The sequence below is a fragment of the Stenotrophomonas sp. ESTM1D_MKCIP4_1 genome, from assembly GCF_003086895.1.
Lineage (GTDB): Bacteria > Pseudomonadota > Gammaproteobacteria > Xanthomonadales > Xanthomonadaceae > Stenotrophomonas.
The window spans coordinates 965663-989408 of sequence record NZ_CP026004.1; the positions used below are offsets into that span (position 1 = coordinate 965663).

Here is a 23746-nt window from a genome sequence, read left to right on the forward strand (position 1 = left end):
GAATCCCGCGCTGCCAACGCACTGGCGGGTGCGTGAGGTGAGCTACGAGTATCAGGGCAAGATGAAGACGGTACTGACGTCGCTGCCGGCAGCTGCATACAGCACAAAGGCCGTAGCCGAGCTCTACCAGGAGCGCTGGGAAATCGAACTGGGCTTCCGCGATCTCAAAAGCTCGATGCAGCGAAATGCAGTGACCCTGCGCAGCAAGACCGTCGAGCTGGTGTATCAGGAAGTCTGGGGCCTGCTGCTGGCGTACAACATCATCCGCCGCGAGGCGAGCCAAGCGGCCGTTGCCTACGGCCGCGCACCCTCGGAAATACGCTTCAAACCTGCCTGCCACTACATCGCCGCACAGCTGATCGTGATGGCTGCGGCGCAACCGGCATCGGCTACCGGGAGGCGCCTGTCCCAACTGCGGTCAGGAGTTGCCAGCCTCTTCCTGGAACACCGTCCCCGGCCGACAACGCCGAGGACGGTGAAGATTTCCAAGACCCGCTATCCGGTAGATCGCAAGGCTGCACCGCTTAAGTGAACAGCATTACGGCAATGCCGGGCCTTTTTTGTTGTCACGCGTGGTCGGCCGTCCTGCAGAGTCCAGCTTGCTCGACTGGCCGTTCAAAAGCAGTCGAGCAAGCTCGACTCTACGAAAGCGGGGAGCAGAAGCAGTCGAGCATGGCTGCTCGACATTGCGGAGTGCGGGTAGCGGCCGTCAGTCTTCGACACGCAGCACGGCACCCGGCTTCAGCACGCTGCTGCCGCTCAGGCCATTCAATGACAGCAGTGCCTTCACCGGCATGCCGTAGCGGCGGGCAATGGTCCACGCCGATTCGCCATTGCGCACGGTATGGCGGCGATTGCGCGGGCGGTCGGCAACGCTGGCCACGGCCTTGGCGACGGGCGCGGCCGGCTGCAGGCTTGCGCTGGTGGCCGCAGAAGCGGCTGCGCTTGCAACCGTGCTGACATCGGCGACCGGTGCGGATGCGGCGGCCACCGGGGCCAGCACGCGGGTGGGGCCCGACGGGCGGCCGTTGCCGGCCAGGGCAGGGTTGAGGCGGGCAATGCGTGCCGGGTCCAGCGCGCGCTGCGCGGCCCACTGCTGCACGCTGGTGCCGGCCGGCAGGGTGTGATCCTTCAGTACCGGCACCGTGCGGTCCAGCGAGGCCATCACGCTGGGTTCGTCTTCCACGTCTTCCAGCACGCAGGCCAGGGCATGCAGCTTCTCGACGTAAGCGTGGGTGACCGGCGACAGGCCGGGCAGGGCAGCCGGTTTGGCATTCTGGGCGTTCATCCCCGCCTTGCGCATCGACTGCAGCACGCGGTACTCGCCGGCGTTGTAGGCCATGGTGGCCAGGCGCCAGTCACCGCCGAACATGCCGTGCAGGGTCTTCAGGTAACGCACCGCCGCCTGGGTGGAATCGACCGCCGACAGCCGGCCGTCGTAGCCGTTGGCCATCGGCACGCGATGGTTGCGCGCGGTGGTGGCGATGAACTGCCACAGGCCGGTGGGGCCGCTGCCATTGCGGGCGTTGGGGCGGTAGCCGCTCTCCACGAACGGGATGAGCGCGAATTCGGTGGGCAGGCTGGCCTTGCGCAGTTCCTCAACCACGTAGCCGAACAGCACCAGGGCGTCGTCGTCCTGGTTGGCCAGGCGCGACGGGGCGTGGGCGAACTGCTTCTGCCAGCGCGGGCTGGTGGCCTCGGCGTCGCAGGTGGGTTCGGCCAGGCCCTCGCGGAAGCTGGCGAAGATCTCCTGGCCGTTGCGTACCGACGCGGCCGGCAGCATGGCCGGGTCCATCGGGACGGCCGACGCGGCGGTCAGGTTCTGGCTGATGCCGGCGCCCAGAGACTGCGCGCCCGCGTTTCCGGCCAGCCCCAGGACAAGGCCCAGGGCCAGCGGCAGACTTCGGCGCATCATGCGCGGAAGCCGTCTTTCCAGTGCCGGAGACCGGCCATGACATCGACGTCGTCCACGACATCGCGCCCCAGGTGCGCCGACACCGCCGCGCGGATCGGCGCGGTGTGCACACGCAGGAACGGATTGCAGTCCAGTTCGTTGGCCAGGGTTACCGGCAGGGTGGAACGGTCATCGCGGCGCATGGCCAAAGCCTCCTCTTGGCGCTGCACCAGGGCAGCGTTGGCGGGGTCGACATGCCGCGCGAAGACGGCATTTGACACGGTGTACTCATGGGCGCAACAAAGCAGCAGTTGCACAGGCAAGGTACCCAGCTTGCGCATCGATGCCAGCAGCTGGGACGGCGTACCTTCAAACAGGCGTCCACAGCCCAGGCTGAACAACGAATCTCCGCTGAAAAGATGTTCAGCAGTGTGAAACGCGATGTGGCTGCGGGTATGCCCGGGCACGGATAGTACGTGGAACATCCGGCCCAGTGCCTGAACGCGTTCACCTTCACCCACGCGCTCGGTCGCGGTGGGGATGCGTTCCTCGACCGGCGCGATCACCCGCGCGCCGGGAAAACGCGCCTGCAGCGCGGGCACGCCGCCGATGTGGTCGTCATGGTGGTGGGTCAGCAGGATGGTGTCCACGCGCAGCCCTTGGTCGGCCAGCGCCAGCACGGGCGCAGCATCGCCGGGGTCGATGACCACGGCGGCGCCATCGTCGGCGATCAGCATCCAGATGTAGTTATCCGCAAATGCGGGCAGGGCAGTCAGTCGCATAGAATTGGACCATGCCCCTGCTGCAGAGCCACCGTCAAGCGAGCCTGGTGCCGTGGTTCGACAGCGAGCCGGCGGCAGCGCTGCGCGTGGCTGAGCGCCAGCTGCTGCTGCCGCGGCTGGCGGGCCTGCCCTCCCAGCCCTGGCTGTGGATCGCGCCCACCGCGTCGTGGCTGGAGGATGCACAGCTGGGCGGACGTGGCCTGCGCCTGTACCGCGATGGCAGCGGCTATGCCGGCCAGACCCGCTGCGCGCTGCCGCTGCCGTTGGCCAATGAAAGCGTCAACGCCATCGTGCTGCAGCACGTCACCGCGGCCGATGCCGACCATCTGCTGGGCGAGTGTTCGCGCGTGCTGATGCCCGGCGGCCAGCTGTGGCTGAGCAGTCTCAACCCGTTCAGCCCTTACCGCACCCGCTGGCGCCAGCATGGGCTGGTGGTGCGCACGCCGCAGCGGCTGCGCCTGCTGCTGGCCCGCCATGGGCTGGAATGCGATGACACCCGGTACCTGGGGCCGCTGTGGCAGGGCCCTGGCAGCAGCCGGAGCGCGGGCTGGGCACCGCTGCGTGCGGCCTGCCTGTTCCATGCTGAAAAACGTACGCTGGCCCTGCCAGGGCCGACCCCGCTGGCGGTGCGCTGGCACGGCACCGTTGCTACCTGATCTGGAGTTGTATTGAAGACCATCGAAATCCATACCGACGGTTCCTGCCTCGGCAATCCCGGCCCCGGTGGCTGGGCTGCACTGCTGCGCTACAAAGGGCATGAGCGCGAACTGAGCGGCGGCGAAGCGCACACCACCAACAACCGGATGGAGCTGATGGCGGCCATTTCCGGCCTGGAGACGCTGACTGAACCGTGCGACATCGTGCTCTACACCGACTCCCAGTACGTGCGGCAGGGGCTGACCCAGTGGATGCCGGGCTGGATCCGGAAGAACTGGAAGACGGCCGGTGGCGACCCGGTGAAGAACCGGGAGCTGTGGGAACGCCTGCATGCGGCCACGATGCGGCACCAGATCGACTGGCGCTGGGTGAAGGGCCATTCCGGCGACCCTGACAATGAGCGGGTCGACACCCTGGCGCGCAATGCCGCCATCCAGATCCGCGACGGCAGCCCGGTAAACTGAGCCCATGCGTCAGATCATCCTCGATACCGAAACCACCGGCCTGGAATGGAAGAAGGGCAACCGCATCGTTGAAATCGGCTGTGTGGAGCTGTTCAAGCGCCGCCCGACCGGCAACAACTACCACCAGTACATCAAGCCCGACGTCGACTTCGAGCAGGGCGCGCAGGAAGTCACCGGCCTGAGCCTGGACTTCCTGGCCGACAAGCCCGAGTTCGCGCAGATCGCCGAGGAGTTCCTGGCGTTCATCGACGGCGCCGAGCTCATCATCCACAACGCGGCCTTCGATCTGGGCTTCCTCGACAACGAGCTTTCGCTGCTCGGGCCGGAGTACGGGAAGATCACCGACCGCTGCACGGTCATCGATACCCTGGCGATGGCGCGCGAGCGCTTCCCGGGCCAGCGCAACTCGCTGGACGCGCTGTGCAAGCGGCTGGGCGTGGACAACTCGCACCGCGCGCTGCACGGCGGCCTGCTCGATGCGCAGATTCTGGGCGATGTCTACATTGCGCTGACCTCGGGCCAGGAAGAGATCGGCTTCGGCCTGGAGGACGAGGGTGGGGCGGCCGGTGCGGCGCTGCAGGCCTTCGACACCAGCGCGCTGCTGCCGCGCCCGCGGGTGGTGGCCACGGCATCGGAGCTGGAAGCACACGCCGCGCGGCTGGAGCGCCTGCGCAAGAAGGCCGGCCATGCCCTGTGGGATGGCCCCAAGGTGGAAGAAGCGGCGAGCGCGTAAGCAGTGGTATTGCCGGCCGCTGACCGGCATCCACGATGTGTCATCCACGCATGGCGTGGATCTACCGGTGATTGGGGTAGAGCCACGCCATGCGTGGCTTTGGGCCTGCGCAGAACCGTTCGACGGAGACCGATCAGTGGCAGCGCACCAGGATGACGGTGATGTTGTCAGACCCACCGCCATCCAGGGCGGAGGCGACCAGGCTGTCCACGCATTCCTGGGCGCTGGCGTCGTCGTAGGCCAGGGTCCGGGCGATGTCGCGGTCGTCGACTTCCTCGGTCAGGCCGTCGCTGCACAGCAGCAGCTGCATGCCCGGGCGTAGTTCGCCGCTGGTGGTTGCCACGTTCAGGTGCGTGGGATCGGTCACGCCCAGCGCCTGGGTGACCACGTTGCGGTGCGGGTGGGCCCGTGCCTGTTCGGCGGTCAGGTTGCCCTGTGCAACAAGTTCCTGCACCACGCTGTGGTCCTGGCTGAGCTGGGCCAGCTGGCCGTCGCGCCACATGTAGGCGCGGCTGTCGCCCACCCAGGCCACTTCGTAGCGGTTGCCCTGCACCCGCGCGGCAACCACGGTGGTGCCCATCGGCAGGGTATCGTTGCGCCGCCGCGAGGCGCGGATGATCTCTTCGTCGGCCGTGCGGATGGCGTGGGCCAGTGGCGCACCACGACGGATCTCGCGGACGATGGTCTCGCGCGCCAGGGCACTGGCCACCTCACCGCACGCATGCCCGCCCATGCCGTCGGCCACCAGCCACAGGGCCAGCTCGCTGTCACCGTAGTAGGTGTCCTCATTGAGCTCGCGGCGCAGGCCGGGGTGGGTGAGATGTCCGAATTCGATCATGGTGGTTGCTGGGCGGGGTCATGCCGGGGAGAACGGCATCATCACGGCCAAGCGGACATCCGGCAAGGCGTTCAGTCAGAAATTTTTCACATGTTGGGCCGCAATGGCTTGTGGTCTGCCGCGCTTCCTCGTATGATGCGCGTCCCCGGTTCGCCGGGGAACACCTGGAGAGGTGGCAGAGCGGTTGAATGTACCTGACTCGAAATCAGGCAGGCGTTTATAGCGCCTCGGGGGTTCGAATCCCCCCCTCTCCGCCAGATAAATAAAAAAGGCTGCCCTCTGGGCAGCCTTTTTTATTTATCTGGCGCGGGACGCGAAGTGCGCTGCGCGCGCTTCGCCCCAAACGTTGCGTCGCAACGTTTGGGCCCCTCCCTTTGCCTGCCTCTCCCCGCCCCTGTCGGGGCAGCCCCTCAACAGAGGGGCTTGTTCCTCCGGATGCGCCATCGGGATGCTGTCACGCGGGAACAACGTCTTCGCTGCGGTTACCATGTGCCATCACCTGCTGGAGCGTTGCCATGACCGCTGAAATCCTCGTGCCTGTTTCTTTCGGCGAGCTGCTGGACAAGATCTCGATCCTGCAGATCAAGTCCGAGCGCATCAGCGATGAAGGCAAGCTGGCCAATGTGCGCCGCGAGCTGTCCGCGCTGGATGCCACCTGGATGGGTCACCCGGCGGCGGTGAAGGATATCGCCAAGCTGCGGGCCGATCTGAAGGCGGTCAACGAGCAGTTGTGGGACATCGAGGACGAGGTCCGCCTGAAGGAGAAGGCGCAGGCCTTCGACCAGGCCTTCGTCGATCTGGCCCGCAGCGTCTACCTGCGCAACGACGAGCGCGCGCGCATCAAGAAGGCGATCAACCTGGCGCTGGGGTCGGCGTACGTGGAAGAGAAGTCGTACAAGTAAACCCACGCCCTGCGTGGAAGGTGCGGGCCACAGGTGGCCCGCACCGATCGCTCAGCCGAGGTGATCGGCCACGTAGCGCTCGAAAGCGGCGATGCCGTCCTCGACGGTGATCAGCTCCATCACATCATCGAACTCGATCTTGGTGCCCCACTTGAGGTCGGCGGCTGTCTTGCCCAGGTACTTGCGCGCGGCATCATCGTAGCGGTCCACGCAGTAGCGGCGGTCGGAGTACGGGCCGCTGCGGTGCGGGTTGCTGGCCGCGTGCAGGCCCAGCACCTTGGCGCCCATTGCATTGGCGATATGCATCGGGCCTGAGTCGGGTGTCATGACCAGGTTGGCGCGGGCCAGCAGGGCCGGCAGCTGCTTCAGCGTGTCCTTGCCCACCAGGTCCAGTGCCGGTGTCGTCAGCTGGGTCAGGATGGCATCGGCCATGCTGCGCTCCAGTTCGCTGCGCCCGCCACACAGCACCACCTGCCAGCCACGCGCGCTGGCATGGTTGGCCACCGCCGCATAGCGGTCGGCGTACCAGTTGCGCAGTACGTGGCTGGAGCACGGCGAGATCATCAGCACCGGGCGGCCATCATCGGGCCACTGCGCCGCCGCCCATTCGTAGGCCGACGGCGGCACCGCCAGGTCCCAGCTCACCTCGGTCTGGCGCAGGCCCAGGGGTTCGCAGAAGCTGCCGATGGCGTCGAGCACATGGATGCCCGGGCGGTCGGGAATACGTTCGTTGATGAACAACCCGTGCAGGTCCTTGGAGCGGCTGCGGTCGTAGCCGATGCGGCGCTCGGCCGGAATGAAGGCCGACAGCAGGTTCGCGCGGAAGGCGACCTGCATCTGCAGCAGTGCCTCGAAACGGCCGGGCGGCAGCTGCCTGCGCAGCTCCTTCACCCCGGCCATGCCGCTCTTTTTGTCGTACGCATGGAACACCACGCCGGGCAGGCCATCAAGCAGCTTGTGGCCGGCTTTGTCGATGATCCAGTGGATCGGCGTGTCCGGGCGCGCGGCCTGCAGGGTGCGCACCAGGGGAACCACGTGGGTGACATCCCCCAGGGCAGACAAGCGCAGGAGGCACAAGGATGAGGACGCTGATGCCATGTGTTGTTAGACTCAAAGATAATGGTCGCATTTGACGCCAATGAAGCGCTGACGCCATGCCGCGAGGGTCGCGGCATCGGGGCCATTCTGTTCGACCGCGAGCGGCTGCGGCAAGCCGACGTCGGCCTGTTCTCGCCCCAGCACTGGGGCAGCAAGGCCCGGCCGGTGGGTGAAGGCGGGCGGGGCAGTGCCTGGTTTGTCGACGCTTCCTTCGGGCCCGGGGTGCTGCGCCACTACCTGCGCGGTGGCCTGGCAGCCAAGCTGAGCCGGGACCAGTACATCTGGCGCGGCGCCGACCGCACCCGCAGTTTTGCCGAGTTCCGTCTGATGCGGGCCCTGCGCGCGCAGAAGCTGCCGGTGCCCCGGCCGGTCGCCGCGTTCTACATGCGTGAAGGCCTGCGCTATCGCGCGGCCATCCTGATGGAGCGCATCGAGGGCGTGCGCTCGCTGGCCGACCGGGCGCTGGTGGCCGGGCGTGGCGCGCCATGGGAAGAGGCGGGCCGCCTGATCGCGCGGTTCCACCGCGCCGGCCTGGACCACGCCGATCTCAATGCGCACAACATCCTGTTCGACGGCAACGGCCATGGCTGGCTGATCGACTTCGACCGGGGGGTGATCCGCATTCCCGCCACCGCCTGGCGTGAGCGCAACCTCAAGCGACTGCTGCGCTCGCTGATCAAGCTGCGCGGCGAGCGCAGCGTGGAAGACGTGCAGAAGGACTACGCGCGCCTGCGTCGCGCCTATGACATGGCCTGGAACCGGGGCACCTGATGGACTGGTCGTTGCGTTTCCTCGGCGTCGGCAATGCGTCGGCGGTCGAGCTGGGTTCCCCCATGTCGGTGATCGAACGCGATGGCCGCCCGTGGCTGACCATCGATTGCGGTGGCGAGGGCCTGACTGCCTTCAAGGCGCACTATGGCCACCTGCCGCAGGCGCTGTTCGTCACCCATGTGCACCTGGACCACGTGGCCGGTTTCGAGCGGCTGTTCGTGGATACCTTCTTCAATGCACAGCGGCGCGGCAAGGTGCGCCTGTACGTGCCGGCCACCGTGGTGCCGCTGCTGCACAAGCGCGTGGCTGATTACCCCAACGTGCTGGCCGAGGGCGGCGCCAATTTCTGGGATGCGTTCCATCTGATCGCGGTGGGCGATGCGTTCTGGCACGAAGGCGTGCGCCTGGAAGTGTTTCCGTCGCGCCACCATTGGCCGGAAACCGCCTATGGTCTGCGCCTGCAGGGCGCGCTGACCTGGAGTGGCGATACGCGGCCGATCCCGGAGATGCTGGCGCGCTTTGCCAACGACAACGAACTCATCGCCCACGACTGTGGCCTGCATGGCAATCCCTCGCATACCGGTGTGGATGACCTGGAGCGCGAGTACAGCGCCGAGCTGCAGTCGCGGATGATGCTCTACCACTACGCCAGCGCGGCTGATGGCCAGGCGCTGGCCGCGCGCGGGCATCGCGTGGCGCAGCCGGGGCAGTGCGTGACGCTGGCGACACCGACGGCGCCGCACGTGCTGGCGCAGGATCCGCCGTGAACACGTCCGGCCGGCCTGCCGACGCGGCGCTGGCGACCGAACTGGAACATCTGGAACGCGCGCTGCATACCCCGCAGGTACGCAGTGACCGTGCGCGGCTGTCGGAACTGCTGGATGAGGACTTCAGCGAGATCGGCAGCTCGGGCCAGTGCTATGGCCGGGCAGCAGCATTGGCGGAGATACCGCTGGAGCGCGCGCAGGTGCAGATCGAATCGGAGCACTACGCGGTCACGCTGCTGACGCCGGATCTGGCCCAGGTGCGCTATCGCAGCCGCTACCACCTGGATGGCCAGCCGCAGCGCTGGGTGCTGCGCAGTTCGCTGTGGCGCCGGCATGCGCAGGGATGGCGGGTGGTGTTCCACCAGGGCACGCCCGAGGCGCGGTAGGGCCGGGCCTTGCCTGGTGAAGAATGTGAAACCGGGGTCAGAGCCCTTCGCCGTGCAAAGGGATCTGACCCCAGTGCAGAAAAGGCGGTGGCCCCGCCGGCTGACCTCGGCGCCCGCGTCGATCGATACCGTTGCTGCCTTCCGGCCCTGGCGGGATTTTCGACCTAGCGTCGCGAGGGGCCGACGGGGCCACCATAGAGACGTTGGCCGCCCAAGGGCGGCCTGTTCGCGGATCAGGGGAAGCAGCGCGCAATGCGCCAGAGACCACAGCCGGACTGCGCATCGGCTGGCCGATGGCAGGCGCGCATTCTAGCGCAGGCGTGGGCTTCGATGCCAGCGTCATGCAATGAATCGGCTGTAACCCGGAGGTCGGCAGGGCGGTCACTACGCGCCCCCGTTGCTAGAATGCGGCCGCAGGAGGAACGGCCTCCCCCACATCGGGAATCAATGACCAGGACGGCCTGGCCCTACCAAGAGGAGGGCCGTCATGGCCTGGATCTATCTGTTGTTCGCCGGCCTGCTGGAAATCGTCTGGGCCGTGGCCATGAAGCAGTCCGAAGGCTTCAGCAAGCTCACCCCCACCGTTGTCACGCTCGTCGGCATGATCGCCAGCTTCTGGCTGCTGGCCGTGGCCATGCGCAGCCTGCCGCTGGGCACCGCCTACACCATCTGGACCGGGATCGGCGCCGTGGGCGCCTTCGTGGTCGGCATCGTGTTCCTGGGTGAACAGGTGAGCCCGATGCGCATCGGTGCGGCGGTGCTGATCGTCAGCGGGTTGGTGCTGATGAAGCTCTCCAGCAGCTGATCGGGTGGCGATCAGGCGGAAATGCCGGCCAGCACCGCATACATCACCACGACGTTCACCAGGAAGAAGTAGACGCCACCGATGAGGGAATAGCGCAGCAGCGTCAGTACCTTGTTGCCGCCGTAGACGCGCTGCTGCATCCACAGCAGGTACACCGGCACCGACAGCCACAGCAGTGCGGTGATCCATAGGCTGAGCGTGGCGAACGCCGGGGAAGCAAGCGCATGGCTGACGCTGGCGACCAAGAAGGTCGCCAGCACCACCATCATCAACCAGCAGTGGCTGTACAGCGCCACCACCAGGTGTTCCAGGTAGCCCATCGTGCGCGGGATGTAGGCGATGCGCAGGACCAGTGCGAACACCGGCATCAGGAAGAACAGCGCGCCGGGCAGGGCGGTAAGGATCGCCTGCATGTACAGATCGGTCTTGCCGCCCATGCGCTGGATGTTGGCATTGCCGTTCTGCAGGCGACGGTTGAGCCAGTGATTGGCGAACTGCGGCAGGCCGGAGAGCACGATGGGATTGGTGTCCGCGTCCCAGGGCTTGCCGTTGATGGAGTAGTTGAAGAATGTGCCCTGATCGTCGTTGGCGGGTTGCGCGGCGGCGGCGGGCGTGCCGAGCTCGGCTTTGCGCTGCGCCGCGGCTGCATTCACTGCGGCCCTGGCGATGGCGAAACCAGAAGCGCCGGCATTGGCCGTGCCCGCCTGCTGGTCAATCAATGCCATCTGCTGTGCGCGTACCGCCTCGACCTGCTCTGCGGTGGTGGCCTTGCCGAACAGCGAGTTGCCGCCGGCACCCACGCTGAAGTCATCCACGTGCACGAACATCTTGCCGATGAAAAAGGTGAACAACGTGAGGATGACGAACAGCCGCAGCGGCTGCACGTAGCTTACCCGGTGGCCCTTGAGGTAGTTCAGGGCGATGCGGCCGGGGATCCACAGATCACGCAGGGTGCGGAAGATGCGCCCGTCCAGGTGCCAGAAGGATTCGAAGACCTCTTCGATGGCGTGGCCGACATGCTTGAGCGGGTTGTGCGCGGACTGCCCGCAGTGGTGGCAGTAGTGACCGTGCAGTGTGACGGCGCAGTTTTCGCAGGCGCCATGCGCCGGGGTTTCGGTGTCAGGCAGGGCGGCGTGCACGCTGTCGGTCGAGCTCATCGGGGCGAAGGGCCAAGCGTTGGGCGAAGGCGCCTACGATAGCGATTTTTCAGGTTTCGTTCAGCTTTTGAGCGCGACGAATTTTTGCGTGTGGATTGAGGTACATCCACGCATGGCGTGGATCTACCGATCTGTCTGGAGAAGCAAGCCCCTCTGTTGAGGGGCTGCCCCGACAGGGGCGGGGAGAGGCAGGCAAAGGGAGGGGCCCATTCGTTGCGCAGCAACGCATGGGGCGAAGCGCGCACAGCGCAGTTCGCGTCCCGCGCCAGATAAATAAAAAAGGCTGCCCCAAGGGCAGCCTTTTTTATTTATCTGGCGGAGAGAGGGGGATCGGATCGACCCGAACCTAACCTCTTGACCCTGCAACAGATCGCAAACCGGACATGTGTCCTGTGTTGTGTCCCACAATCCTAACACCAAGAATATTCCTTTGGAGATGCGCTGCTACCCCTGTGGTCGTTGCGCAACTTGTCGAGAAGGTCAAGGTTAGTATTGCTTGTGCGCGCGTTCGATGAATCCGACCAAAGCTGAGTTCGGGTCCTGAACAATCACATATCTAGTTGTTCCCTTGAAAATCTTCGATAGTGTCGAGATGCTGTCTGTCGAGCGCGCTGTTTTGAAATCTTTGGTTGCTGGAATCGCGCTGATAAGATCCGATATGGTCATGGCTCCAAAGTCGAGAAAACACCAGTCTTCCGATTTTGTTAAAATGAATAGTGCTAGATCCCGGCCGTCAAATATGGCAGTTGGCTCATCATTTTCGTCAACGACAATGCAGGCCCTCTTTGTGGGGAGGCCAATATCTTGCATTCTATCGGACTGCTGCGCTTTATCAAAGGTTGAGTCGCAGCGTGAGCCTAGATCATTCTTTTCCTGTTTTGGAGATGGGCTGGTTCTTAGTGCGACATGCACGGTGCTATGGGCTTTCACCCATGCTTTGGTGTCGGTGGATATTAGTTCGAGAACTGAATATATTTTTGCGATTAGATCTTGGATGTTTAGATTAAGTATGGATTCGTGGTGTGCAATCCTGTTGCGCAGGTGAGTTATGTCACGAATCTTATTCTTTATTTCGTCGAAGGCTGGTGTATTATTGGGAAATAGGCGATTTAAATTCGCTCTCCACAAAACTGGCTCGTATTCGGTTCTAAATAAATTGGACCAGAAATCAAGCGTTAACGACGCCACTAGGTCATCTGTGCTTGGGAATGTGCGATGGCTTGCGATTGCCTTCCCAAGTGCGATTTTGCTTCTTTCATTTAGCAGGATTTCGAAGTCTGGGTTCCGCCACCACGCTGCTGTATATCTACTGCTGAAAAGGTCGTTTATCGCATTTCGCAGCGATACTTCAAGAATATGTATTGGAAATAGCAGTGCTTTGGATAATCTCGCGTTGTATAAGTAAAACTCAAACGCAAGTTCGTCACTCTTGAAGCCAGCTTTCAACATGAACGGGTTGAAGCGGGGATCTGAGATGCATTTTTTGATGGATGCTGTATTGGCAGGGCCATACAGGAAGGGGGGGCTTTGACACTCGGCCATAGGGGTGCTAACCTTCTCTCACACAGCAGCTTGGTGGATGACGACTTGTAGACGTTGTTGCCAAGCACCTGTCTTAGAGCCCCGGGTCAGGCATAGCCTCTCCCGGGGTTTCGCTTTTTTGGGCTTGTGGTCTAGTGGCCGATCGTGAAGCCTGGCATTGCTCACGGCAGTGTTAGGCTCTGAATGCGATGCCATTCGGGCATGTAGGCGGCTTCTTAAGGGCATACGCGGATTCTTCCATGATGAGCGAAGCCAATGTCCGTCATCAGTGCATGCCGGCCAGCTTCTTCAGCTTTTTGCCAGATCCTTGGCGCTGAAGCAATAGCAAATCAAAGAAAAGCCCCGAAGTATCGGGGCTTTTGCTCGAGACTAATGTGGAAGCGGATCGATTCTATGAGGGGGGGGGGCAAAAATAAGTCGATTCTCTATTGCCTACAGCATATGCATCAGAAGTAGGCGCAAGCAGGCCAGGTCGGTTTTGCGCTTTTCGCCATAGCAGAGCGCCCTATTGGGTCAGCATGGCATGCATGATAAGCAAGAACATCGGCAACCCGCTCAGGACTGCGAAGGCTCCAGCAGCGCCCATTAGGGTCAGGATGGTCATGACCCACCACTGCCACCACGCGAACCCAGTATCCCTAGCCTGAGCCACTCGAGCTTCGGCCGGGTAGAGGCGTCCTACCTTTCGTGTTCCTCGCCGGGCCATAAGCGGCCCGACAATGAACCCAAAAGGTCCCAGGAAGAGCAGGCTTCCCGAATACCACCAGAAGAACCGGTCTCTGGGAGTCATCAACTTCCGCCGGGCGGGTGTGGGCTGGTCAAGCAGCGGAGGGGGCGCGTTCATTTTGCGTAGGCCTTCCAGTTCCCGGACTCCTTCGCATATCGAAGATTTTTGCTGACCGGAATGGGCACCTGGCGGCCACCGATGTCGATGGAGACTTTTCCCTTCGTGTCGCAGCGGTAGCCCTCGACGTCCTGGGCCTCGACGCATCCGGTCAGCTCGAAGTCGCGGATGTCGCCAACCCGTCCGGCCCCGCTTTGCTCCAACAGGTTGACCAGTGCTTTCTCGGCATCGCCGTTGGAAGGCGGGCCGCCGCAGGCGGTCAGTGCAAACGCGGTAGCCAAGCCGGCGAAGGCATTCTTCGGTGCTTTCATAATCATTCCTTGAGAGTTGACCAGGGGCGGCGGTGGGCCGCCCTGGGGACTAGACGAACCAGTGGGCCGGATTACCGTTCCCGGTTTCCTTCAGGCTTGAAGCCCGCGATCCACATCCGGCTGTCTTTGAACGGGGTCAACATCCCGGAGGCCCCCGGGTGCAGGTCAGCGGTCTGGATGAACCCAGAGACCCAAGCCGCCCTCAGTGCCACATCGACGGCCCTGTCAGACACGCCCGGGCGGGACACATTCACGACAAACGGCTGGGCGGGCGGGTTGGGGCCTGTAGACCGGCTGGCCCCCGTGTTCGCCTTGCCCGACGGCACCCGAACGCCCATCAGGCTGTCGCGCCCCTTCCAGAGCGCCGCCGTATTGAGCTCCGCCACATCGCCCAGGTCGTCGGTCTCGGTCACGGCGGCATTGGCGCAAGTCCGGAAGGTCTCTGTGGTTGAGGTCGAAGCGTTGGACCAGATTCGGGCCTCCACCGTCCAGCAGGGCAGGGAAGCACCCCACTCGGTGTAGGTGAGCGCAACACGGGGCCAGTCGAGCCTGCCCTGCTGGGCAAGCTGATGGTTGTCGGTCTTGAACAGGCCGCGGATATTTCCGGCCCCACTGACCGGGGTGTAGATGTCCCCGCCGCCGACAGTGGCCTTCGTGCCTTGAGCCGGCTTGACTCCAACCATCTGCTGCCCTGCGTCTTTCAGGCTGCTCCCGAGCTGACGGAAAAAGCCCGGTCGATTGGGCGACTCCTCCTGCTCGGCGTGGCTCTGTGCCCCGGCAGCGTGGGAGGTCAACAGCAGCGCGGCAGCCAGGCCGGCGGCCATCCTTGTCTCGATCTTCTTCATGAAAACCCCTGTGGTTGGTCGGGAGGGTGCTACATTTCATGAAGAGTCTGCCATGCATTGAGGGACCACGTCATGCTGTCCACCCGAGTTTTCAACATCCGTTCACGTGCCCAAAGCTTCCCCCCGCTCCCTCTTCGCTGCCCGCCTCAAGCAGGCCAGGGAACTGCGTGGCATCGCCAGCCAGCGAGCGCTGGGGGTGCTGATGGGGCTTGATAAGAAGTTGGCCAGTAGCCGGGTCAACCGTTATGAGACCGAGGTCAGCGGCATCGATCTGGATGGGCTGGGGAAGCTGGCCGACGTGCTGGGCTTGCCAATGGCTTATCTGGTAGCCGAAGACGAAGTTATTGCGGATGCCATTTTGGCTCTCTCCCGAATGAGTCGTAAGGAGCGGGTGCGTGCCCTGCGAGCGTTGATTGAGGCGCGCCCTCCGTCAGCCCAGGATTGACGAAAAGGCGCAAGAAGCTGCCAAGCCACGACCAACATGGTTCACGGGAGTGACCAACACGCGTCCTCTCATGAACCATGTTGAATGCGCCCGAGTGAGACCTTTGGCCCTTGAATATCAATAGCTTGCGTCAAAAATATACCTCTGATAGGGTGTAGCTCTATCTAGATACTGAAACCGTGGATAAGAAAAACTTCCAGCATCGATCTCCGAGCGGCAAGTTATGGCACTTATCCAGTCCATCATCGAACTCTTTGAACGCATGGCCTCCCAGACGGACCCGGTCTTTGCTGCGGCATTGCTCCTCGTCGTAATGGCCCTCTCTCTGGTGGGGATGTCCCTTTACGTGGTCTTGACCGCGATTAGGAGGCGTAAAGAATGAGCACCAAGTGGGGGAGCTTCCCGAAAGCGGCAGTGGACTCTGGAAAGTTGGCTTCCCTCACCGGGGCCAATGGGGAGGTGGGGGCGCACATCGCCGCCCATAAGGTCTACTTGGCGCTAGCGCTACACGTGAACTTTCATACTCGCCAGGTTGAGATGGGTATGTCTTTCCTGCAGGAGCGCACCGCCCTTGCTAGGCCAATGTTGAGCAGGGCGCTGTCGGCCTTAGAGCAGGCTGGCGTGTTGCAGGTGGAGCGTGACGGCTATCGGAACCGCTATACGCAACTTCTGCACGAGCCGAACGCCTTTAGGCAGGTCCCAAGGGTGGTGACTAGTCAGGCGCTGAAGTTCAAGTTCAACAGAGGAGTGACTGTTTTGGCAGCGTGGAAGCTGCTGCTCGTCCTGCTCTTCTTGCGTGATGGTAAAACCGGAGAGTCTCTGGCTACCCATGACACGCTGCAACGCTACTCGCGAGTGCGGCCCGAACACGTAAGTGCTGGGATTTCACAGTTGGTGGAGTGGGGGCTCGTTAGGCACCGGCCTACTGAGAGCAACCGAAACGGTCATCCCAGCTTCGTCTACCGACTGATGGGGGATTTCGGTGGTGGGGCCATTGAGGGCGGCAACCCGGTCATTCCCGTGCTGAAGCCAAGCACTGTCCCCTTCTAACTAGCGGCGATTAGTCGGAGATTGCGTGCGTCCAGCGACTCAGAGCAGCTAGCCAATGTCGTGAGTGAAGGCCAACTACTTTTCTTTAGCTGGGAGGGGACATGTTCATCTACGTAGATGAGTCTGGCAGCTTTGTTCCTGCTGCGAAGAGCGACAGTTGGTGCGTCGTTGCGGGGTATGCCGTCCCAGAGGTGGCCCGGAGGCGCGTAGAGCAGTCGCTAAACCTGCTCAAACGGGGCTTGGGGCGCGTATTTCAGGATGAGGTCAAACTGAAAGACTTGTCGGAAGCGCAGCTGAAGCGTTTCCTAGGCGAGCTTGGCAAGTTTGAAGCAACGCTCTTCATCTCTGCGATTGACCTTGGCCATCAAGACCCAAAAGTAGTTTTGGCCCATCAAAAGAGGCAGGTCGAGAGTGTTCGAGCCAACCGGCCCAACATGCTCTACGAAGAGGGGCGTGCTTCCATAGATGATCTGTCGGGGAGGCTGGAGCGCCTGTCTCCGCAGCTATACACCCAGATGGTGGCCCAGATAGACCTGTTGGATCAGGTCTATCGGACGACTACGCTCTACTACGCCCAACGGCTGCCGGCCACACTTAGCAGCTTCAAGTGGCGCATGGATGAGAAGAACTCAGCCCGTCCGCTGTTTGAGCAAACGCTGACCCATATGGCCCCTGGACTTATCCAGGCCAAGTCGCTGCGCGACCCTGGGATCTTTGTGGAGGGTTTCGATTACTCTCACTTCGAGAAGCGATTTAGAACCGCACCTGAGGACATTCCAACCTACCTTCAAGAAGCGGTTGGCCACCCCATCAAGTCAGCGGTCAACTTGGGCGCAGTCCTGCGGGATTCGAAGTTTGTGCGCTCGCATGATGTTCCTGGCGTTCAAGTGGCGGACCTATTGGCGTCTGCATGGCGCAGGCTCTTGAGGGGAGAGTTCGATGACAACGACGGGATCGCGCATCTCTTGGGCCGACTGACGGTTCAGCGGCAGAAGCCGAACCCGCCCATCCATTTGTTGTTGCTGGGCGAAGAGCGGCTAGCAGAAGGGTCAGCCTATCGTGCAGCCTTGATAGCTAGAAGCAGTGCAAGGGCCATGCTGCGCAAGCGTTAGGCCCCCTGTTCACGAGAGCCTCCGCGTGTGTGGGCTACTCAGGGGTGGGAAGTCCCGGGCTCGCCCGAGACGCCTCATCTTCGCCAAGTGGCTTACGGGTAGAACTTACTTCGGTCTGCTAGGGCGGCGCGGAACTGACCCGTCTGGTAGACCGGAAGCACCACATCAGGGCGATACTTCTCCAGGGCTGCGATCTGCTTCGTTCTTGCCTGCGCTGGCTTCTTGTGGAAATAGGCCTCGTGCAGCACAGGGACCCGCTTGCTGATGGAGTGGCCGGTGACCAAGGCGATGTCCTCATCGGCCACCCCCATGTGGTGCAGTTCCGTGGCAATGGTGTGTCGGAAGGCATGGAACCCGACGCCTTTAGAAAAGCCCAGGTCTTTCATGTATCGGCTGAACTGGTTGAGCACGCCTTGGCTGTAACGGGCGTTGGTGTCGCCATTGTCGCGTCGCACGCCGGCAGACAAATGCGGGAAGAGGCGAGGATGGCCGCAAGCTCGGATGTCCTCCACGAATGCCAGGAACCCAGCGTCGAGCAGCGGTTGGGGAATGGGGATCGTCCGGACGGCTGCTTTGCCTTTTAGGCTTTGGCGGCTCCGGTTCCTGTCTCTGTGACTCAGGTCCGCGTCCACCGTCTTTCGAATCTTGATGCACCAAACGCCGCTCTCCTGTGCGACATCTGCGAGCTTCAGCTGAGCAACTTCGTTTATGCGTGCGCCCGTATAGAGTCCAATCATCGGCACCCACCACCGGTGGGGCGCTTTCATGGCCCAAGGGATGAATGTGTTGGGGGCAAAAATGCGACGCAAATCTTCCTCGTCAAACAAGCGCTCTGCCTTGTCGGGGTCAATGACCAGGTCCTTTTTCGCCTCTGGGAAAAAGTGCATGGGAGAGCCCACAATGGCTTTTGCTTTATCCAGCCGGCCAAAGAAGGTGACCAGGAACCTTCGGTGCTTTTCTACGGTGGCCGGTGCGGGCGGCTGGACGCAGAGCGCCTTCCCCTGAGCCACCGCCTGCTCATACGTGAAGTTCCGATACTGAGGGTCCGACTGGAGAAGCGGTGGAGCCCAACGCATCAGCTCCCAGAGTCGGTAGATATGCACGTGGTCGACCCGGGACACCGGAATATCCCCGCAGGCCATCAGGAGCATCTTCAATGACCGCGCTGTGGCCTCGATGGTGTTGCGTGTCAGGCCCATGCGCTCGCGGTCAGCCAAGTAGTCCCGGATCTCAATGGACAGCAATCGAGCGGGGGCGGCGACGGGGAGAGGCTCAGGGTGGCGCGTGCCATTCTTTCCAAGGAGTGTTCGACGGGTTCGCTCGCAGGCGTCGTTGATGATCTCTTGAGCATGGATGGCGGCTTCTCTGCCAGTCACGATCATTTCGCCGATGCGGACGCGGCCAATGCGCACGTCTGTCAGTTTGAGAGTGCCAGTTGGGTCTGCGAGGTAGGAGTCGAGGTGTTTCGAGGTGGGGGAGGTCACTGCGTTGCTTCCATCTGAAGGATGGAAGTACAGATACTGCGGGCCTAAAAATCGTCAACGAAAAATCGGCTTTTTATTCACGGCCTTAGGCATCACCTGAGAGGTGCCGTTTTGCGTTTCGGCCTAGCCAATCGTACCGCCCCAAAATGCGCTGACATTTACATTTAAATCAATGGCTTGCTTCAGCGGGCATGGCCCATTTTCGGAGTCATTACCGTACTGTTTAATGCAATCAAACTAACAAACCATCTTCATTGTCATGAACCCGAGATAAATGATCAATCTGCTTGTTAGCTTGTTTTAGTTTTCCTGTCAGTATGGGAATGCAAGCGATCGTATTTCCTTCCTTATTTGCTCGATACGGCTAGCTACGACCAGGCCATTCGGTCGAATTTTTCTAACTTCATGCGCCATGGCAATGGCCGACAAGACCCCGTGGTCAAAAAATGGGTTGAGGCCAATGATGTTGCCGGCCATTCGATCGATAGGGTCCCCGCTGGTCCGAATGCTGACATAAGCCTCAATCGCTCTGTCCATGTCGCCATTGTTGCTGAAGAGAAGCAGGGCAGAGAAGGCAGAGACTAGGCTATACAGGGGCTTCCGCTCCTCGGAGAGGAACCTGGAAGGCCACTTGACCGACCGCTCCTGCCCAACGATGAAATGCGCCAGTTGTCTGACTTGCTTGTATTTCAGTTGGGTCGAGGAAGGGTCAAAAATGAGAGCGCCGTCACTTCGCTTGATGCGGGTGGTGATGATGCTTTGGTTCTGGCGCATGAAATAGAGAGCATGGCGTTCGCGATTGAGGACCTCATAAATGTCCTTGTTTTCATCTATAAACTTCTGGTTTCCAAACTCGTTTGGATCGAAGTCCGGAAGCCTAGCCATCGCGGGCGTGAACCTAGGTGAGGGTGATTGATAGTCGTAAGGTAGCTTAAAGATCTCCGCGAGGAAGTCTTGGTCTATCTCGCACTTATATGAGTGCTTCCGTCTGACTTCAAGGAACCATTGGCGCATGTTGCGCATGGTCTCCTGAGTAAAAATACCCAGTTCGATCCCCTTGGAGACCCTGTCTCCAATCATTCTCGTCAGTGCCGATTTGGTCGAGTTAAACGTGACAAGATGGTCATCCAGGGATGAAGTGGTGCCATTGGTCTCAAACTCGCAGAGCTCAAGATGTTCCGGAAAGCGGAAATGAGGCTGGCTTGTAATGTGTTTTGGATTGGATTTGGAGCGACCAGAGGCGACGACAGCCGGGCTTCCAAGGCCGCAGCCTGGGCAAACAACATCGCCAGTGATAAAGGCTCTATCCGCTTGCGCAATGTCAGTGGGGTCGGGTTTGGTCGAGCTGTTGGGATTCAACCATGTGAGCAGCTGCACTACATCGTATTCGCCCTTCAGCGTCTTTGAGTAAGCAGAGATTGGCATGAGTCAAGACTCCATAGACAAACGCTTGCGCGTGTAGCGAACGAACTCGTCGTATTTCGGTGCAAAATCTCGTGCGCTTGCGTTCAGAGTTGCGGCGCTCTGTATGATCCACTCTGGCCGCTGGCCGCCTCGCTGATTCCAGGGGTAGACCGTGCTCATTTCAGGGTTGCGATCATGGGGCACGGTTTCGCGCATGAAGTCTTCAAAGAGGCCATGTGCGGCATCATAGAGAGACTTCCGCCTTTTTTCGATTTTCTTGTCCAGGAACTCGAGCTCTGGACGGTCCCACTCTCGAACAAAGTCGAATAGGTTTTGCACTTGGGATTTGTAGTAGTCCCCGCCGAAGTCGTGCTCTTTGAGCATTTGAATGCTAGGGTTATGGGGGAAGTCCCTCAAGAACTTTGCGAAAATCTCTCGGTCATGTCTTACACTCGCCTTTTCTTTCGAGGATCCTAGGAAGGTGGCCGCAATGGCTCCAATGCCCGCTGCGATAGCTGCTCCGTCCGAAAGGCTAAATGTCTTGTCCGTAGACCAAGACATAACTATATTTAATATTGGGAAGACAATGGCCGCCAGGCCGGCTGCCAGGAATATGATTCGGACGAGGCAAAGGCCAATCCGCAGTCGCCGCAGCCGCCTACCGGGGCGGTCTGCTGTTGTCCGATGTCATCACCGGACAACAGCACGACTACCGCCGCCGGAGCGGGGTGGTGGAGACCTTTTGCCTGGCCCCCCAGGATGCTCCTGATTGGGCCTTGGTGCCCGGCGAGCTCTGGGCCGTCGCGGAAGCTGCCGAGCGCCGAAAGGACGCCACGGTGGCGCGGGAGTTCGAACTGTCGTTGCCCCACGAGCTCTCGGATGAACAGCGGGCGCGCCTCGCCTTTTCCATTGCCGAGGCGTTGGTTGAACGCTACCAGTTCGCCATCCAAGCCAGTATCCACTCTCCCGGGTCCACCGACGGGCTGAACCACCACGTCCATCTGCTGGCCAGCACTCGGCGCATCGGGCCGGACGGGTTCGGGGAGAAAACGCGTGAGCTCGACGGCGGCGTATCTGGAAAAGTACAAGTCCAGTGGGTGCGGGAAATGGTCGCTGAAACGACCAACGCACACCTTGAAGAAGCTGGCCTGACAGTCACGATCGATCACCGCAGCCTGGCTGAGCAAGCTCGGGCCGCCTCGGATCGAGGGGACGAGCTCCAGGCCGTGGCATTGTCTCGAGAGCCTACTAAGCACCTGGGCAAGGCGGCTACGGCCTTGGGCCGCAAGGGCATGGAAAGCCGGCTAGTGGCAGAGAACGAGGCTATAGCACTGACCAACGTTGAGCACTTGGACCATCTGTCCATGCAGCTTGGGCGTGAGGGCAGGGTGGCTTCTATTCCGGCGTCCAACGATCGTGCTCAAGCTGGTTCAACGCCTCACGTGCGGGGATTGGCTCCTGGTCTGGAGATTCGAGGCGTTTCCGGGATTCGGTTGCCTAAAGTCCTTGGTCACCACGACCAAACAGTAGAAGGGCCCGTCAGCTTGGCCGAACGCGTTGTTCAAGCTCTGCGCGACCTTCATGACATTGCGCGCGCCAGAGCAGACCTTTCGACCGAGCGCATTCGTGAGGGGTTGGAGTGGGCGCAAACCGAGCTTGACCGTGTGGGTGAAACTGTTCCACTGCGGCAGTGGATCACTAAGGCCGTTCTTCGGGTGCGTGCACTGCGATCCGCGATCCTCGGTCGAGCCATGCGTCTCGTCGCCCTGGGCAGGGCGGAGCGCCTCCACCACATGGCACAACACGAGTGGGAGCGCTGCAACGCCGACTATCCCATGGGGACCCACGGCTATTCCCGACCCGAATGGACGCGGCGGCGTGAGCGTCGCCTGTCGGCCCTCGAACAGCGGACAAAAGAGTTGGAGAAGGCTGGATTGCGTGGCTCGGCCGAGGCGCTGGCGGAAGTGGATGCGGACATTCTTCGTAAAGCAGCCGAGCTGGAGGCGATGCCGCCACCGTCACAGATCGTCCTTGAATCCCAGGTCATTCCGCCCGTTGCCGCGGAATCCCCGGTGCCAGTTTTCAAGCCGAGGCCGCCAACCCTCCATTGAATGAAAGAGCCCCGCAGAAGCGGGGCTTTGTCTTTCAGTGGACGGTCGGGCCAGTGGAAGGCTTTCGAGGGGACGGCGCTGGAGCCAGTCCGCGCGCCTTGCGCCATTCTTCCAGCGAAAGCAACGTTGGCGGCCCTTGCTCACGGTTAACGGTTGCTGCCCGCGCAGGCGCGCGGTCTCCTGGGCTGGGGGCATAGGCTTGTTGCACCTGGCCGGCAGGAGACGCGGCGAATCGACGCACTAGCGCGGCCGCAACGTCGAGGGCGTGCTGGATATCGGCTTTGCGTTCAGCAACATCTCTTGTTCCTCCCTGCGCAATGAGCGCGGCAAGAAGGCGGCTGGCGATACGAAGTTCTACGTTGGCAGGCATTGGATCTCTGAAGCTCTCAGTGTGAAGGGTCTTCACATCGAAGCACCGATCTGGAGATCCGCAAGGGACGGAATCTGCTCTGGTTCACAGATATGAGAAGTGATGCTTGATGCCTAGGCGCTTAGTGACTGCTCGGGCTTCCAAGCTCACTGCCGTTGCCCCAAGAGTTCACCGCCATACCCTAGATGGTGGGATATGCGATCTTCTCGTTATGGTCGCTGTGGTCATCGGACCAGATGAGGCGAATAGGTTGCTTGCCTTGAGTGCCGAGGTGAACCATCGCCATAAGTTCGACTGACTGATGGGGTTCCATGTATTCCAAGGGGAACTTTGAGTTGATGTCGGACTGACTTAGGCAGTCGGTGCCTTCGAGCGGCTCCACGCGCACATTGCGGGCAACAGCCTTGCCTTTGTTGAAAACCCTGAGGCGATACTTGTTGCTTCCCAGCTTGTTGAACGAGGCGTGCAAGTCGGCCTTTTTCGCGTTTGCTGCTTCACCTGACTCCTTTTCCAGAAGAAGTTTGTTCAAGCGTTCTTGGCTCTCGTTCAGCTTCTTCTGCCGATTGTTGAACCGGAGGGTCGTCCAAGTAGCGAAGCCCGACAGCAGCAAGGCTGCAGACGCGATTACGTCTGCGGTTTCAAAGGCTATTGGCATCTACCTAATCCTGAAGTTCTTGTTGCCCCGGAATGCTTTCTTCAGGGAGTCGTGCAGTTGCTTCTGAAAATCCTGGGCGACTTGCTTTCCGATCTCTTTGACGTGCTCGTCGATGTTCTCGGCATTTGCTTCTTTGAGCTCATCGCGCGTCATTTCCCGCTCGCAGCCCGCGCACTTGATCGGGGCTTCTCCGGATGTCTCCGCTTCGTCGTATTCAAACTGCGTGCCGGCACAAGTCGGGCAGGTCAAGGTGATGGAGCGAGAATACTTGTCGTCGTTGAGAGACATCATGGCCCCCTGGAAGGTATAGGTGGTCTTC

26 protein-coding genes, 1 tRNA gene, 1 other RNA gene and 1 pseudogene are annotated in these 23746 nt (G+C 61.5%); 14 read left to right on the forward strand and 15 right to left on the reverse strand.

Annotated elements, in window-relative coordinates:
• The coding region (locus C1924_RS20520) for a transposase (protein WP_254051210.1) at positions 1 to 532 on the forward strand (532 nt) is incomplete at its 5' end.
• A gap of 177 nt (positions 533 to 709) precedes the next feature.
• Here C1924_RS20520 and C1924_RS04450 read toward each other — a convergent pair.
• Positions 710 to 1915 (reverse strand): lytic transglycosylase domain-containing protein, encoded by a 1206-nt coding sequence (locus C1924_RS04450; protein WP_108764210.1) that lies wholly within the window; start codon positions 1913 to 1915, stop codon positions 710 to 712.
• Positions 1912 to 2676: a hydroxyacylglutathione hydrolase gene (gene gloB, locus C1924_RS04455; protein ID WP_108764211.1), complete on the reverse strand. Its 765-nt coding sequence runs from the start codon at positions 2674 to 2676 to the stop codon at positions 1912 to 1914. Before gloB ends, C1924_RS04450 begins: the two co-directional genes overlap by 4 nt.
• A gap of 11 nt (positions 2677 to 2687) precedes the next feature.
• Here gloB and C1924_RS04460 point away from each other — a divergent pair, with 11 nt between their 5' ends.
• From C1924_RS04460 to dnaQ, 3 genes are read left to right on the forward strand one after another with little or no spacing between them, the layout of a single operon-like run.
• Positions 2688 to 3332 carry a class I SAM-dependent methyltransferase gene (locus C1924_RS04460; protein ID WP_108764212.1) on the forward strand — a complete coding sequence of 215 codons (645 nt, stop codon included), beginning with the start codon at positions 2688 to 2690 and terminating at the stop codon, positions 3330 to 3332.
• A gap of 12 nt (positions 3333 to 3344) precedes the next feature.
• On the forward strand, positions 3345 to 3797 hold the full coding sequence (rnhA, locus tag C1924_RS04465; protein WP_108764213.1) for a ribonuclease HI: 453 nt from the start codon (positions 3345 to 3347) through the stop codon (positions 3795 to 3797).
• A 4-nt stretch (positions 3798 to 3801) separates the two neighbouring features.
• Positions 3802 to 4530 (forward strand): DNA polymerase III subunit epsilon, encoded by a 729-nt coding sequence (gene dnaQ, locus C1924_RS04470; protein WP_108764214.1) that lies wholly within the window; start codon positions 3802 to 3804, stop codon positions 4528 to 4530.
• Positions 4531 to 4663: 133 nt separating this feature from the next.
• Here dnaQ and C1924_RS04475 read toward each other — a convergent pair whose 3' ends face one another.
• Entirely contained in the window at positions 4664 to 5368 is a 705-nt protein-coding gene (locus C1924_RS04475) for a protein phosphatase 2C domain-containing protein (RefSeq protein WP_108764215.1), read from the reverse strand.
• Between the two features lie 166 nt (positions 5369 to 5534).
• Here C1924_RS04475 and C1924_RS04480 point away from each other — a divergent pair.
• Positions 5535 to 5625, forward strand: a tRNA-Ser gene (locus C1924_RS04480).
• 258 nt (positions 5626 to 5883) lie between these two features.
• Positions 5884 to 6270: a DUF6165 family protein gene (locus tag C1924_RS04485; RefSeq protein WP_108764216.1), complete on the forward strand. Its 387-nt coding sequence runs from the start codon at positions 5884 to 5886 to the stop codon at positions 6268 to 6270.
• A 51-nt stretch (positions 6271 to 6321) separates the two neighbouring features.
• On the opposite strand, the gene C1924_RS04490 is transcribed toward C1924_RS04485, so the two are convergent.
• Positions 6322 to 7368, reverse strand: coding sequence for a glycosyltransferase family 9 protein (locus C1924_RS04490; protein WP_108764217.1), 1047 nt, complete (start codon positions 7366 to 7368; stop codon positions 6322 to 6324).
• A gap of 21 nt (positions 7369 to 7389) precedes the next feature.
• Here C1924_RS04490 and C1924_RS04495 point away from each other — a divergent pair, with 21 nt between their 5' ends.
• The 3 genes from C1924_RS04495 to C1924_RS04505 are packed head-to-tail and all read left to right on the forward strand — an operon-like array spanning position 7390 to position 9292.
• The gene (locus tag C1924_RS04495) at positions 7390 to 8139 is read left to right on the forward strand and encodes a 3-deoxy-D-manno-octulosonic acid kinase (protein ID WP_108764218.1); all 750 of its coding nucleotides are present in this window, start codon (positions 7390 to 7392) and stop codon (positions 8137 to 8139) included.
• The gene (locus C1924_RS04500) at positions 8139 to 8906 is read left to right on the forward strand and encodes an MBL fold metallo-hydrolase (RefSeq protein ID WP_108764219.1); all 768 of its coding nucleotides are present in this window, start codon (positions 8139 to 8141) and stop codon (positions 8904 to 8906) included. The genes C1924_RS04495 and C1924_RS04500 overlap by 1 nt, the downstream gene beginning before the upstream one ends.
• Positions 8903 to 9292 (forward strand): DUF4440 domain-containing protein, encoded by a 390-nt coding sequence (locus C1924_RS04505; protein WP_108764220.1) that lies wholly within the window; start codon positions 8903 to 8905, stop codon positions 9290 to 9292. Before C1924_RS04500 ends, C1924_RS04505 begins: the two co-directional genes overlap by 4 nt.
• A 90-nt stretch (positions 9293 to 9382) precedes the next feature.
• On the opposite strand, the gene ffs is transcribed toward C1924_RS04505, so the two are convergent.
• Positions 9383 to 9479: signal recognition particle sRNA small type (gene ffs / locus C1924_RS04510), an RNA gene on the reverse strand.
• A 300-nt stretch (positions 9480 to 9779) separates the two neighbouring features.
• Here ffs and sugE point away from each other — a divergent pair.
• On the forward strand, positions 9780 to 10097 hold the full coding sequence (gene sugE / locus C1924_RS04515; RefSeq protein ID WP_108764221.1) for a quaternary ammonium compound efflux SMR transporter SugE: 318 nt from the start codon (positions 9780 to 9782) through the stop codon (positions 10095 to 10097).
• Between the two features lie 11 nt (positions 10098 to 10108).
• Here the strand turns inward: sugE and C1924_RS04520 are convergent, their stop codons facing one another.
• From C1924_RS04520 to C1924_RS04540, 5 genes are all read right to left on the reverse strand, one after another.
• A complete protein-coding gene (locus C1924_RS04520) occupies positions 10109 to 11254 on the reverse strand; it encodes a DUF3667 domain-containing protein (RefSeq protein WP_108764222.1) in 1146 nt (381 codons plus the stop codon).
• 486 nt (positions 11255 to 11740) lie between these two features.
• Positions 11741 to 12703: an Abi family protein gene (locus tag C1924_RS04525; RefSeq protein ID WP_159094750.1), complete on the reverse strand. Its 963-nt coding sequence runs from the start codon at positions 12701 to 12703 to the stop codon at positions 11741 to 11743.
• Between the two features lie 598 nt (positions 12704 to 13301).
• On the reverse strand, positions 13302 to 13640 hold the full coding sequence (locus tag C1924_RS20525) for a hypothetical protein (RefSeq protein ID WP_108764224.1): 339 nt from the start codon (positions 13638 to 13640) through the stop codon (positions 13302 to 13304).
• Positions 13637 to 13951 (reverse strand): hypothetical protein, encoded by a 315-nt coding sequence (locus tag C1924_RS04535; protein WP_108764225.1) that lies wholly within the window; start codon positions 13949 to 13951, stop codon positions 13637 to 13639. Before C1924_RS04535 ends, C1924_RS20525 begins: the two co-directional genes overlap by 4 nt.
• Positions 13952 to 14022: 71 nt before the next feature.
• Complete coding sequence (locus C1924_RS04540; protein ID WP_108764226.1) at positions 14023 to 14796, reverse strand: hypothetical protein; 774 nt, start codon at positions 14794 to 14796, stop codon at positions 14023 to 14025.
• Positions 14797 to 14902: 106 nt separating this feature from the next.
• Here C1924_RS04540 and C1924_RS04545 point away from each other — a divergent pair, with 106 nt between their 5' ends.
• The 3 genes from C1924_RS04545 to C1924_RS04555 all read left to right on the forward strand — a co-directional run bounded on the left by C1924_RS04545 (position 14903) and on the right by C1924_RS04555 (position 17403).
• Positions 14903 to 15241: a helix-turn-helix transcriptional regulator gene (locus C1924_RS04545; RefSeq protein WP_108764227.1), complete on the forward strand. Its 339-nt coding sequence runs from the start codon at positions 14903 to 14905 to the stop codon at positions 15239 to 15241.
• A 378-nt stretch (positions 15242 to 15619) separates the two neighbouring features.
• Positions 15620 to 16291: a helix-turn-helix domain-containing protein gene (locus C1924_RS04550; RefSeq protein ID WP_254051211.1), complete on the forward strand. Its 672-nt coding sequence runs from the start codon at positions 15620 to 15622 to the stop codon at positions 16289 to 16291.
• 101 nt (positions 16292 to 16392) lie between these two features.
• Positions 16393 to 17403, forward strand: coding sequence for a DUF3800 domain-containing protein (locus C1924_RS04555; RefSeq protein WP_108764228.1), 1011 nt, complete (start codon positions 16393 to 16395; stop codon positions 17401 to 17403).
• A gap of 92 nt (positions 17404 to 17495) precedes the next feature.
• Here the strand turns inward: C1924_RS04555 and C1924_RS04560 are convergent, their stop codons facing one another.
• From C1924_RS04560 to C1924_RS04570, 3 genes are all read right to left on the reverse strand, one after another.
• Positions 17496 to 18887, reverse strand: coding sequence for a site-specific integrase (locus tag C1924_RS04560; RefSeq protein ID WP_108764229.1), 1392 nt, complete (start codon positions 18885 to 18887; stop codon positions 17496 to 17498).
• 312 nt (positions 18888 to 19199) lie between these two features.
• Positions 19200 to 20312, reverse strand: coding sequence for a hypothetical protein (locus C1924_RS04565; protein WP_159094751.1), 1113 nt, complete (start codon positions 20310 to 20312; stop codon positions 19200 to 19202).
• 3 nt (positions 20313 to 20315) lie between these two features.
• Positions 20316 to 20675, reverse strand: coding sequence for a hypothetical protein (locus C1924_RS04570; protein ID WP_108764231.1), 360 nt, complete (start codon positions 20673 to 20675; stop codon positions 20316 to 20318).
• A gap of 263 nt (positions 20676 to 20938) precedes the next feature.
• On the opposite strand from C1924_RS04570, the pseudogene C1924_RS04575 reads away from it, so the two are divergent.
• Positions 20939 to 22402: pseudogene (locus tag C1924_RS04575) on the forward strand (MobA/MobL family protein); the annotation flags it as partial.
• A 551-nt stretch (positions 22403 to 22953) separates the two neighbouring features.
• On the opposite strand, the gene C1924_RS04585 reads toward C1924_RS04575, so the two are convergent.
• A complete protein-coding gene (locus C1924_RS04585; RefSeq protein ID WP_108764233.1) occupies positions 22954 to 23427 on the reverse strand; it encodes a hypothetical protein in 474 nt (157 codons plus the stop codon).
• On the reverse strand, positions 23428 to 23715 hold the full coding sequence (locus tag C1924_RS20445; RefSeq protein ID WP_216821603.1) for a hypothetical protein: 288 nt from the start codon (positions 23713 to 23715) through the stop codon (positions 23428 to 23430).
• Positions 23716 to 23746 lie beyond the last annotated feature (31 nt).